The 10,968-nt window shown below is 69.9% G+C and carries 12 protein-coding genes; 11 read left to right on the forward strand and 1 reads right to left on the reverse strand.

Annotated elements, in window-relative coordinates; genetic code table 11:
* Window positions 1-169 precede the first annotated feature (169 nt).
* The 10 genes from K2Z83_RS12325 to K2Z83_RS12370 all read left to right on the forward strand — a co-directional run bounded on the left by K2Z83_RS12325 (window position 170) and on the right by K2Z83_RS12370 (window position 7,989).
* A complete protein-coding gene (locus tag K2Z83_RS12325) occupies window positions 170-820 on the forward strand; it encodes a metal-dependent transcriptional regulator (protein WP_220595487.1) in 651 nt (216 codons plus the stop codon).
* Window positions 821-825: 5 nt separating this feature from the next.
* Window positions 826-1,068 carry a FeoA family protein gene (locus tag K2Z83_RS12330; protein WP_220595488.1) on the forward strand — a complete coding sequence of 81 codons (243 nt, stop codon included), beginning with the start codon at window positions 826-828 and terminating at the stop codon, window positions 1,066-1,068.
* A 17-nt stretch (window positions 1,069-1,085) separates the two neighbouring features.
* Window positions 1,086-1,610 carry a FeoB small GTPase domain-containing protein gene (locus tag K2Z83_RS12335; protein WP_220595489.1) on the forward strand — a complete coding sequence of 175 codons (525 nt, stop codon included), beginning with the start codon at window positions 1,086-1,088 and terminating at the stop codon, window positions 1,608-1,610.
* Window positions 1,592-3,283, forward strand: coding sequence for a ferrous iron transport protein B (feoB, locus tag K2Z83_RS12340; RefSeq protein WP_220595490.1), 1,692 nt, complete (start codon window positions 1,592-1,594; stop codon window positions 3,281-3,283). Before K2Z83_RS12335 ends, feoB begins: the two co-directional genes overlap by 19 nt.
* Window positions 3,284-3,331: 48 nt before the next feature.
* Entirely contained in the window at window positions 3,332-3,577 is a 246-nt protein-coding gene (locus K2Z83_RS12345; RefSeq protein ID WP_220595491.1) for a hypothetical protein, read from the forward strand.
* A gap of 121 nt (window positions 3,578-3,698) precedes the next feature.
* Window positions 3,699-4,616 (forward strand): hypothetical protein, encoded by a 918-nt coding sequence (locus K2Z83_RS12350; RefSeq protein ID WP_220595492.1) that lies wholly within the window; start codon window positions 3,699-3,701, stop codon window positions 4,614-4,616.
* A gap of 115 nt (window positions 4,617-4,731) precedes the next feature.
* Window positions 4,732-6,642 (forward strand): DNA topoisomerase (ATP-hydrolyzing) subunit B, encoded by a 1,911-nt coding sequence (gene gyrB / locus K2Z83_RS12355; RefSeq protein ID WP_220595577.1) that lies wholly within the window; start codon window positions 4,732-4,734, stop codon window positions 6,640-6,642.
* Between the two features lie 196 nt (window positions 6,643-6,838).
* Window positions 6,839-7,168 (forward strand): hypothetical protein, encoded by a 330-nt coding sequence (locus tag K2Z83_RS12360; RefSeq protein ID WP_220595493.1) that lies wholly within the window; start codon window positions 6,839-6,841, stop codon window positions 7,166-7,168.
* 166 nt (window positions 7,169-7,334) lie between these two features.
* Window positions 7,335-7,727 carry an ANTAR domain-containing response regulator gene (locus K2Z83_RS12365; RefSeq protein ID WP_220595494.1) on the forward strand — a complete coding sequence of 131 codons (393 nt, stop codon included), beginning with the start codon at window positions 7,335-7,337 and terminating at the stop codon, window positions 7,725-7,727.
* Window positions 7,728-7,758: 31 nt separating this feature from the next.
* A complete protein-coding gene (locus K2Z83_RS12370) occupies window positions 7,759-7,989 on the forward strand; it encodes a hypothetical protein (protein WP_220595495.1) in 231 nt (76 codons plus the stop codon).
* On the opposite strand, the gene K2Z83_RS12375 is transcribed toward K2Z83_RS12370, so the two are convergent.
* Entirely contained in the window at window positions 7,963-9,147 is a 1,185-nt protein-coding gene (locus tag K2Z83_RS12375; protein ID WP_220595496.1) for an HRDC domain-containing protein, read from the reverse strand. The two genes, K2Z83_RS12370 and K2Z83_RS12375, sit on opposite strands and share 27 nt — an antisense overlap.
* Before the next feature lie 172 nt (window positions 9,148-9,319).
* Here K2Z83_RS12375 and K2Z83_RS12380 point away from each other — a divergent pair.
* A partial coding sequence (locus K2Z83_RS12380) for a clostripain-related cysteine peptidase (RefSeq protein ID WP_255603837.1) occupies window positions 9,320-10,968 on the forward strand: 1,649 nt, incomplete at its 3' end.

Genomic DNA, 10,968 nt, shown 5'->3' on the forward strand with positions numbered 1-10,968 from the left:
CCGCGACGCGGCTTCAGCCGCCAGCGACGTTGCACCACATGCCCTCGCCCCGGGCCAGTTGTCAGATATTCACCCAGGATCGCTTGTGCAGCAACACAAGTGTCGATATGCTTAGGCGGGCCGTAAGAAAATCCCCTCGAAACCAATGGCTGACCAAAACACTCACCCCATGAGCGAGAGCGAGCAGATGTACCTGCTCACCGTGGCGATGCTGGCGGAGGATGGCGCGCCGCCGCCGATCTCCCTGGCCCAGCTGTCCAGCTCGCTGGCCATCCAGCCGGTCTCGGCAAACCAGATGGTGCGCAAGCTGGCCGACGCCGGCCTGCTCACCTACGTGCCCTACCGGGGCGTCGAGCTGACGCCCGATGGGCTGGCGGCGGCCACGCTGGTGCTGCGCTACCGCCGCCTGTGGGAGGTCTTCCTCGTCGAGCGGCTCGGCATGACGCCCGAGGCCGCCGACGCGCTGGCGTGTCGTATGGAGCACCTGACCTCGCTCGATGTCTCCGAGCGGCTGGCGCAGTTCCTCGGCCACCCGCAGCTCAGCCCGCAGGGCAGGCCCATCCCCGGGCCGGGCGACCGGGCGCCGGGGGCCGTCGGGCTTCCGCTGAGCCGCATCGCCGTCGGCCAGGTGGCCCGCGTGGCCGCCGTCGATGCGGGCCACGCCGCGCGGGCCTTCCTCGTCGCCGAGGGCCTGCTGCCCGGGGCCGAGCTGCGCCTGCTGGCCCTCGGGGCCGCCGGCGCAGCCCTGATCGCCGTCGCCGACCGCGAGCTGTGGCTCGCCCACGACATCGCCGCCGCCATCCGTGTGCTTGAGGGGTGATACCTATGACCGTCGCGCCCATCCCGCTGAGCGACCTCCCCGTCGGCCAGTCCGCAACCATCGTCACCCTCGGCGTCGTCGGGGCGCTGCGCCGGCGCCTGCTGGCCCTCGGCCTCCTCCCCGGCGAGCGCCTCACCGTCGCGCGGGTCGCGCCCATGGGCGACCCGCTGGAGATCGAGCTGAAGGGCTACCGCCTCTCGCTGCGCAAGGCCGACGCGCGGGAGATCATGGTGTCCAGGAGATCATAGGAAAGGCGCGCGCGCACATGCCCACACTCCACGCCGCCCTCGCCGGCAACCCCAATGTCGGCAAGAGCAGCATCTTCAACGCCCTCACCGGGGCGCAGCAGCACACCGGCAACTGGCCGGGCAAGACGGTCGAGCGGGCGACGGGGCGCTTTCAGGCGGGCGACCTCGACGTCGACCTGGTCGATCTGCCGGGAGCCTACAGCCTCTCGGCCTACTCGCCCGAGGAGATCATCACCCGCGACTACCTGGTGCGCGAGCGGCCGTCCCTGGTGATCAATGTGGTGGACGCGGCGAACCTGGAGCGCAACCTCTACCTGACGCTCCAGATCATCGAGACGGGCACGCCGCTGCTGCTGGCCCTGACGATGACCGACCTGGCCCGCCAGCGCGGGCTGCGGATCGACTACGGGGCGCTCTCGGCGGCCCTCGGCGGCGTGTCGGTGGTCTCGTGCGTGGGTCATACCGGCATTGGGATGGCCGACCTGCGCGCGGCGGTGCGGCTGCACGCAAAGGGGGCTCCGGAATGTCCACACTGCCGCTGAGCCCCGCCGGCGCGCTGATGGCCTACGGCGGCCCGCTGGATGGCGAGATCGCCGATCTCGCCGAGCGGCTCGCCGATCTGCCCGGCATCGCCGGGATCTACCCGCCGCGCTGGCTGGCCATCCAGCTGCTTGAGGGCGAGGAGAGTCTGCTCGACGAGGCCGCACCCGCCGAGCGGGCCGCCGCCGCGCAGTCGCTCGCCGCGAGCCGGGATCGGCTGCTAGCCGCCTATGGCGATGAGCTCGACCTGGTGATCGCCGACGCGCGCTACCGGGTCATCCGCCAGGTGGTGGCGCAGTCCCTGGCCCGCCCCGAGTCGCCGGAGATCACCCTCTCCGAACGGATCGACCGCATCGTCACCCACAAGTACCTGGGCATCCCGATCTTCATGGCCCTGATGCTGCTGGTCTTCGGCCTGGTGCAGAATGTCTCCGCGCCCTATGTGGACTGGATGGACACCGTGATCTCCGGGCCGGTGACGCGCTGGGCCGGGGCGCTGCTGGCGGCCGCCCACGCCCCGGGCTGGGTTCTGTCGCTCGCCCTCGACGGCGCGATCACCGGGGTCGGCGGGGTGCTGGCCTTCGTGCCCGGCCTGCTGGCGCTCTACTTCATCCTGGCCGCCCTGGAGGAGAGCGGCTACCTCGCCCGGGCAGCCTTCGTGATGGACCGGGCGATCAGCGCCCTCGGCCTGCACGGCAAGTCCTTCATCCCCATGATCCTCGGCTTCGGCTGCAACGTGCCGGCGGTCTACGCGACCCGCACGATCGAGAGCCGGCCGGCGCGCATCCTGACCGGCCTGCTCATCCCCTTCATGTCCTGCTCGGCCCGCCTGCCGGTGTATGTGATCTTCGGCATGGCCTTCTTCCCGCAGCGCGCCGACATGGTGATCTGGGCGATGTACCTGTCGGGGATCGTGGTGGCGGCGACGGTGGGCGTGGCCCTCTCGCAGACGGTGTTTCGCGGGGCGCAGCGCGGGGCCTTCGTGATGGAGCTGTCGCCCTACCGGCTGCCCACCCTGCGCGGGCTCTGGCGGCAGGCCTGGCGGCACACGGCGGGCTTCGTGCGTAAGGCCGGCACGGTCATCCTGGCCGCCTCGCTGGGCCTCTGGCTGCTGCTGCACCTGCCCTGGGGCGTCGAGAACCCGCGCGACAGCGCCTTCGGCCAGCTGAGCGGCGCGGCCGCCGTCGCCCTGGCCCCGGCCGGCTTCGGCACATGGCAGGCGGCCGGCTCTCTGCTCACCGGGGTGATGGCCAAGGAGGTGGTGGTCTCCACCATGGCCCAGGTCTATGTGGGCGAGGCTCCGGCGGCCCCGGCGGCCCCGGCGAGCCTGGCCGATGACGCCGACCTGATCTTCGGCGGGCTGCTGCGGGCGACGGGGGCGGCCGGCGGGGCGCTGCTCGACGCGCTCACGCCGGGGGTGACCCTCTTCCCCGCCGCCGCTGAGCCGCCGGACACGGCCCTCGGCGCGGCGCTCCAGCGGGCCTTCACCCCGCTCTCGGCCCTCGCCTTCATGATCTTCGTGCTGCTCTATGTGCCCTGCGTCTCCACCGTCGGCGCGCAGATCCAGGAGTTCGGCCCGCGCTGGGCGCTGGCCTCGCTGGGCCTGACCCTGGCCGTGCCCTGGCTGGCCGCCGTCGCGATCTACCAGGTCGGCCGGCTGCTGGGGGTGGGCTAGGCGATTGCAGATTGCAGATTGCAGATTGCACATACTCAATGGTGAGCCATGCTCCACGAGCTGCTTGAGATCTTCCGGCGCGCGCCGAACACGACCCTCACCCACGCGATGATCGCGGCTGAGCTGGATGTGGCCCCCGGCATGCTCGACCACATGCTGCGCACCCTGGTGCGCAGCGGGCGCCTGGTCGAGGTGGAGCACTGCGCCGACTGCGCGGCCTGCCCGCTGACGAAGATCTGCGTCGGCGGGCTCGACCTGCGCCAGCGGGGGTATGCGTTGCGTGTTGAGTGTTGAGTATTGAGTGTTGAGTGTTTGGCACTCAACACTCAATACTTAATACTCGTACGGATGTACGAAAGAGCTTCCCATAACCGTTTGAATATGGTATAATGAGACGGTTGTGGAGGAGGCGGTCTTGAGCGTTGCGAAGCCCCAAAGCCCCGGTCTCGTTGACACATTAAGCGCGGGGTATCGCGCACTACACCGGCGGCTCTGGGTGGCCCTGATACCCGCCGGCCTGAGCGCCTACCTGTGGCTGGGCCGCCCGCTCGCCCTGGGCGGCGCATCCAGCAGCCTGAGCGCCGGCGTGCGCGCGGCGGCCGAGGCGCTCGGCGGCAGCCCGCAGGCGCGGCAGAGCCTGGCGGATCGCATCACCCACAGCGATATGCGGCTCTCGCTGGCCTGGCTGAACCTGACCCCGGTGCTCGCGCCGAGCGGCGCGTCCGGCCAGAGCGCCGTCGCGATCGGCGGCCCGCTCCAGCTACTCGGCGTCTTCGCCCTGATCAACGGGCTGGCCCTGCTCTGGAGCAGCCTCTTCCTGACGGTGCTGGGCGGCGCGGTGGGCGGCGAGCCCTTCGCCATCTGGCCGGCGCTCCAGCGATCGCTGCGGGTGGCCGGCCACATCGCCCTGGCCCTGCTGATCGTGCTGGGGGTGGGGCTGCTGCTCGGGCTGCCCTTCCTGGCGATCTCAGGGATCATCATTGCCACCCTCCCCGCCGCAGCGCTGCCCGTGGCCCTGGCCTGGTACATCGCCTGCTTCTGGGCCTACGTCTACGCCGGGTTCGCGCCCGAGGCCATCCTGATCAGCCGCTCCGGCCCGCTGCGGGCGCTCTACCACAGCGTCAACATCGTGCGCCGCAACCTGATGGGGGCGATCGGCCTGCTGCTCCTCAGCTTCATCATCGCCAGCGGCCTCGGCGTCCTCTGGCGTCAGATCGCCGTCAGCCCGCTCGGCATCGCCGCCGCCATCCTGGGCAGCGCCTACGTGGGCAGCGGCCTCAGCGCCGCCCGCCTGGAGTTCTACCGCGACCAGGCCGCCCGCTGGCGGGGGTGAGCGCCGGCCATAAGGGCGCAGCAGCGCCGCGCTGCTGCGCCCCAACAAATCACCCAAGGATGTCATACCTATGAAGGACGACGAGATTATGACGACAGAGCCGCAGGACTACGATATGACCACCGAGCCGCAGGGCTACGACGCCAGCCAGATCACGCTGCTTGAGGGGCTGGAAGCGGTGCGCAAGCGCCCCGGCATGTATATCGGGCCGACCGACATCAACGGCCTGCACCATATGATCAAAGAGATTGTCGATAACTCGGTCGACGAGGCCCTCGCCGGCTACGCCGACACGATCACGGTCACGATCCACGCCGACGGCTCGGTGTCGGAGACGGACAACGGCCGCGGCATCCCGGTCGACATCCACCCCAAGCATAAGGTCTCGGCGCTACAGCTCGCGACCACCGAGCTCCACGCCGGCGGCAAGTTCGGCGACGGCGGCTACAAGGTCTCGTCCGGCCTGCACGGCGTGGGCCTCTCGGTGGTCAATGCGCTCTCCGAGTGGATGCGGGCCGAGGTGCGCCGCCACGGCAAGCTCTGGGTCCAGGAGTACCGCGCCGGCAAGCCGCAGGGCCCGGTCGCGGCGGTCGGCCCGGCCGAGGGCACCGGCACCGCGATCCACTTTATGCCCGACATCACGATCTTTAAGGACGGGATCGACTACCAGTTCAAGGCGGTCTCCCAGCGCCTGCGCGAGATGGCCTACCTCACCAAGGGCCTGCGCTTCAAGTTCTGTGACGAGCGCACCGGCAACGAGGTGAACTTCTACTTCGAGGGCGGCATCATCTCCTACGTGCGCCACCTGAACAAGGATAAGGGTGTCCTCCACCGCCTGCCCTTCTACGTCGAGCGCACCGTCGGCGACGTGGCGGTCGAGATCGCCATGCAGTACACCGAGACCTACGACACCGACTCGATCTACGCCTTCGCTAACAACATCAACAACACCGACGGCGGCGCGCACCTGTCGGGCTTCCGCACCGCCCTCACCCGCGTGATCAACACCTACGCCCGCGCCAAGAGCCTGCTCAAGGATAACGACGCCAACCTCACCGGCGACGATGTGCGCGAGGGGCTCACGGCGGTGATCAGCGTCAAGCTGAAGGACCCGCAGTTCTCCTCGCAGACGAAGGAGAAGCTGGTCAGCCCCGAGGCCGCCAGCTCGGTCGGCACGGTGATGGGCGACGCCTTCGCGGCCTGGCTCGACGAGAACCCCGGCGAGGCCCGCCGGATCATCGAGAAGGCGGTCTCGGCCGCCCGCACCCGCCTGGCCGTGCAGAAGGTGCGCGAGACGGCCCGCAAGAGCGCGATGGAGGGCTTCGCCCTGCCCGGCAAGCTGGCCGACTGCTCGGACACCAACCCGGCCCGCTGCGAGCTCTACATCGTCGAGGGCGACTCGGCAGGCGGCACGGCCAAGCAGGGCCGCGACCGGCGCTTCCAGGCGATCCTGCCGCTGCGCGGCAAGATCCTCAACGTCGAGAAGAGCCGCCTCGATAAGATGCTCTCCAACGCCGAGGTCAAGGCGCTGATCACGGCGATCGGCACGGCGATCGGCGAGGCCTTCACCCCCGAGAAGCTGCGCTACCACCGGATCATCCTCATGGCCGACGCCGATGTGGACGGCAGCCACATCCGCACGCTGCTGCTCACCTTCTTCTTCCGCCACATGCGCCAGCTGATCACCAACGGGCACCTCTACATCGCCCAGCCGCCGCTCTTCCGGCTCAAGCACGGCCGCGAGCAGGTCTACACCTACTCCGACGCCGAGCGCGACGCCTACATCGGCAAGCTGAACCCCGGCACGAAGGTCGACATCCAGCGCTACAAGGGGCTCGGCGAGATGAACGCCGAGCAGCTCTGGGAGACGACGCTCAACCCCGCCAACCGGATCATCCTCCAGGTGACGGTCGAGGACGCCCAGCTCGCCGACGAGACCTTCACCATGCTCATGGGCGACCTGGTGCCCCCGCGCAAGCGCTTCATCACCACCCACGCCGCCGAGGTGCGCGACCTGGATATCTAGGCAGAAGTCACGCGGTCACCCAGGAAGCCACATCCCCATGTCACCCTGAGCGCAGCGAAGGGTCTTCCCACCACGGTCATGGGAAGATTCCTCGCTGCGCACTGACGCGCTGGCGCGGCTGCCCGAGGCGCGGGCCGACTGGCGACAGCGGGCGAGCTTCTGCGCCTACGACAGCGCAAGCGGCTTCCCGATCGACGTGTACCTGGCGTCGGGCCTCCCCTTCGAGGTCGCCCAGTTCCAGCGGGCGCAGGTGGTAGCCATCCCCGGCGAGCCGGGCGGCGCGCTGCGGGTGGCGAGCGCCGAGGACACGGTGCTGGCGAAGCTGGAGTGGTACAAGCTCGCGCCCTCCGACCGCCAGTGGCGCGATGTGCAGGCCATCCTGCGCGTTCAGGACGATGCGATTGATCACGCCTACCTCCGCCAGTGCGCTGCGGGGCTGGCGATCACCGACCTGCTGGAGTATGCGCTGAAGGGCCAGCAGCCGCCCGTTATCGGCGATGACTCACGTCAGCAGCGCTTGTTCTGAGGGGTGGCGGGCGTGCGCGTGCGGAGATCGGCCTCAGCTCGCCACATAATCCTTAGCTCCCCTTCATGATCGGCTTATGCCACCCTCACACACGGCTTAGCTGGCAGGCCTACCGTAGCAGGGATCGCTGGTGGGAGATGTGGATAGAGGCGGCAGGAGGTGCGCGATGGAGCGAGGCGTGCGGGTGCTGCTGGCCGATAACAACGACGCGCTGCGCCGGATGCGCCGCGCGGCCCTGGAGGCGCTGGCGCTGGATGTGGTGGGCGAGGCGGGCGAGGGCTGCGCCGCCGTGCAGGCGACGCGCAGGCTCGCCCCCGACGTGGTGCTGCTCGACTACCACATGCCGCTGATGGACGGCATGGATGCCGCCCGGCTGATCCGCCGCGACCCCTGCGCGCCGGCGATCATTATGCTCGCGGGCCGGGTGACGCCGGCGCTGGCCGCGTCCGCCGCCGCCTGCGGCGTCTTCGCCCTGCTGGAGAAGGGCCGCCCGCTGAGCGACCTCCACGCCGCGATCATGGCGGCGTGCGGGCTGATCGGGCTTGAGCGGGCCGCATGACCGGCCCCGCTCGCAGATCGGAGGCGGACTGATGGAGACCGACCGCGCATCGAGCTGGCGCAACCTGCGCCGCGACACGATGATCCTCTGCGTCGCCGTCACCGCGGCGGCGACGGCGCTCTTCTTCTGGATCGACCGCCGGCTGCCCGACTGGGCCGGGCACACCTGGGCGCCCCTGGCCGTCCACTCGGCGCTCGTGCTCGCGGCCGGACTCGTCATCCGCGAGCTGATCTGCCTACCGCACGACCGGCGGGCGGAGTGACTCGCAGAGCGCCACCCCATTCGGCGCGTCGGGCTGCACGCGCAGGCTGAGCCCCCCGTCGAGCACCGCGAGCAGCGCCTCGCCGGCGGCTGCGCGCTGCCAGCCGCCCGGGTGCGCGATCTCCGGCATAGGCTCGGGGCGGCCGGCGAGGTGCCACTCGACGAGGTCCTCGATCTCGTAGCGGCTGGCGATCATCGCGGGCGCGATCTCCAGCTCGCTGGCCCGGATGCGCAGCGCCGTCGCGAGGAGCGAGGCGATGATCTCGATGCGATCATCGCGCGGGCGCGGCTCGATCACGGGCGGGCACGCCTCAGCGGGCAGCTCAAGGCCGCGCCTGACCGCCGCGAGCAGGCTGGGGACTCCGCTCCCGACCCGCTGCAGCCCGCGCAGGCGCGCGACATCGGCCGCGGTTCGCGGCGGCTCAAAGGCCAGTTGCCGGAGCGCCTCGTCTGGGGCGACGCTCTGGAGCGGGCGATCAATGCTCGACGCGCGGCGGTCGCGCCAGTCCGCGACCTCGCGCAGCACCGCCAGCTGGCGAGCGCTCATGCCCTTCAGGGGGCCAAGCTTCAGATAGAGCCGCGCGCGGTCACGCGGCCTGTGGGCCTTCGTGAGCATATCATCGACGGCCAGCGCCGCCCACTGCTGCCGGCCGCGCCGGGCCAGATCCGCGCGCAGCGCCGCCGCGACCTGGAGCAGGTGGCGCACATCGTCCAGGGCGTAGGCGACCTGCTCCTCAGCGAGCGGCCGGGCGACCCAGTCGGTGAACCGGGACTGCTTCGACAGCGCGACGCCGCAGATCCGGTCCACCAGCAGCGTGTAGCCGGGGGATGCGCCGTGGCCCACGAACGCCGCCGCGATCTGGGTGTCGAAGACATGCCGCACCGGCTGCCCGGTCGCCGACGCCAGCAGCGGGATGTCATTCTCAGCCGAGTGGAGCACCTTCAGCACCGAGGGGTCCGCGAGCACATCCCCAAGCGGGGCCAGATCGATCGCGAAGGGGTCGATGGCGACGATGTCGTCGCCGGCGGCGATCTGCACCAGGCACAGCAGGGGGTGGTAGCGGCCCTCGCGCTGGAACTCGCAGTCGATCGCCAGCTCCGGCTGGCCGCGCAGCCGGTCGAGGAGCGCGAGGAAGTCTGCCTGCGTATCAATGATCATCGGGGCTCCTAAGGGAACACGGGGATCGGGAAACCGGGCCGGGCCGTCGGCCCGGCAGCCGCGAGCCAGTATAGCACGTTCGATCCCGGCATCCCCTGCGCTGTCGCGGCGTAGTGCTACAATTGGGCGGTTTCATCGCGCACCCTCAACACCCTCATCAGGAGCCGCTCCCATGCCTCGCCACCGCCTGCCGCTCGCCCTGCTCGCCCTGCTGCTCGCCCTCTCCGCCTGCACTGATGACACGGTGCAGACGCCCCCGCCGACCGCCAGGCCCAGCGCTGCCGGGCCGACCGCCGTCAGGCCAGCCCCGGCGTCGGCCGAGCCGGCCACCGACGACACATGGCTGGTCATGCTCTACGAGGACGCCGACGACCAGGTGCTTGAGCAGGATATGTTCACCGATGTCAATGAGGCCGAGCTGGTCGGCTCGTCCGACAAGGTCACAATCGTCGCCCAGGTCGACCGCTACAAGGGCGCGTTTCGCGGCGACGGCAACTGGACCGGCGCGCGCCGCCTGTACATCACCCAGGACGACGACCTGAAGAAGCTCGACTCTGAGGTTGTGGACGACCTCGGCGAGGTGAATATGGCCGACGGGCAGACCCTGGTGGACTTCGCCGAGTGGGCGATCGATACCTACCCGGCCGCCCACTACGCGCTCATCCTCTCGGACCACGGCATGGGCTGGCCGGGCGGCTGGAGCGACGGCTCGGCGAGCGACCCCGGCCCCGACGGCCTCGGCCTGACCTCCGACGGCGACCTGCTGCTGCTCGACGAGATCGACGCCGCCCTCGGCCAGATCCGCGCCGACACCGGCATCGACGCCTTCGACCTGGTGGGCTTCGACGCCTGCCTGATGGGCCAGATCGAGGTGCTCACCGCGATCGCGCCCCACGCCAACTACATCGTCGCCTCCGAGGAGGTTGAGCCGGCCCTGGGCTGGGCCTACGCCAGCTTCCTCGGGCAGCTGGTCAAGAAGCCGACGATGGATGGCGCCGCCCTGAGCAAGGCGATCGTGAAGGGCTATATCAGTGAGGACGAGCGCATCCTCGACGATGCGGCGCGGGCCGAGTTCGTGAAGGAGAATTTCGACTCGCCCAAGGCGCGCAGCGCGCGTGAGGTGGCCGTCGATATGAGCCACGACATCACCCTGAGCGCCTACGACACTGCCGCCCTGCCCGATCTGCTCGCCGCCCTGGACGACTTCAGCGCGGCTCTGAGCAAGCTCAACAAGAAGACCGTGGCCTCGGCGCGCACCTACTCCCAGCGCTTCGAGAACACCTTCGACGACGGCCCATCGCCCTACATCGACCTGGGCAACTTCGCGGCGCTGCTCAAGAAGAAGACCGACAGCAAGGCGGCCGACGCCGCCGCAGACGCGCTGATGGAGGCCATCGGGCGGGTCGTGATCGCCGAGAAGCATGGCGACGAGCGGCCGGGGGCCACCGGCATGGCGATCTACTTCCCCACCTCCAAGCTCTACAAGTCGCGCGACGCCGGCCGCAAGATCTACGCGCGGGTGGCGAGCCGCTTCGCGGACGAGGCGGCCTGGGAGAACTACCTGAACTTCTACTACTACGGCGTGGCGATGGATGCGGTCGCGCCGGCGAACACCCTGGCGATCATGGCCCCCGGCGCCAGCGAGCTCACGGTAGCCGATCTGACGCTGTCCGCCGACACGATCAACCAGGCCGACACGCTGGATGTGGGGGTGAGCGTGGACGGCGAGCAGGTGGGGTTCATCTACTTCTTCACCGGCTTCTACAGCGCCGAGGACGACAGCATCCTGGTGGCCGACATCGACTACATCGACGCCGGCGA

It is taken from the genome of Oscillochloris sp. ZM17-4 (genome assembly GCF_019599295.1).
Lineage (GTDB): Bacteria > Chloroflexota > Chloroflexia > Chloroflexales > Chloroflexaceae > Oscillochloris.